At 48.7% G+C, this 690-nt stretch carries 1 protein-coding gene; it reads right to left on the reverse strand.

Features of this window, described 5'->3' with window-relative positions; all coding sequences use genetic code 11:
* On the reverse strand, positions 1-470 hold a 470-nt coding region (locus L8V22_RS11635; RefSeq protein ID WP_420840012.1), incomplete at its 3' end, for a terminase gpP N-terminus-related DNA-binding protein.
* Positions 471-690: the final 220 nt, after the last annotated feature.

Below are 690 nucleotides of genomic sequence, written 5' to 3' on the forward strand. Positions count from 1 at the left end.
TAGCTGAATCCGGAGTCTTGTACGATTTCGGTAATTTTTTCGGTCAACTCCGCATACTTTGAAGGACTCTTCATGGCTTTGAGCTGATAATAGAAGCTAGAAGACGATAGCCCGACGATGTCAAGCAGCAGTGAAATAGGAAAAGCAGACCGTAACGCATCGACCACAATAGTTTTAAATCTGTTACTGAGATTGGTTGGGTCGATGCTGTCGTCTTTTTTTATTTCTTCCAGCTCTTTCTCTAACACGGCCTTTTCCGCTGATAGTCGTGCTGCCAGTTTCTTAAGCTGTCTCGCATCGTCTGGAAGCGACTTCTCCAAGGCGTTGTGAGTTACGATGCCAGCTGACTGTTTGCGTTCAGTTGCGCTCATCAAGCCCCACTTTCCTTCCTCACGGAATCGTTGGGCCCAAGCATAGACGCTCATTTTCGAGTTCAGCGATAGTTCGGCTGCAACGGCATCAGGAGACATGCCGGAGTTGAAAAGCTCGACGGCTTTAAGCTTTGTCGTAAACGGGTAGCGTTTCAGCGTTGTTCGCCGAATAGGAGAAGATGGTGGTTCAGACCGCTGTCTAATCCAGCGGTGGAGCGTCCAACGGCCTGGGTAACCCAACTCACGGACAGTCTTTGTAACAGATTGAGTCCTGTCGAATACTTCTAGCGCCTTAAATCGATGCGCATTCGTGTATCGA

This window comes from Corynebacterium yonathiae (assembly GCF_027570195.1).
GTDB classification, from domain to species: Bacteria; Actinomycetota; Actinomycetes; order Mycobacteriales; family Mycobacteriaceae; genus Corynebacterium; species Corynebacterium yonathiae.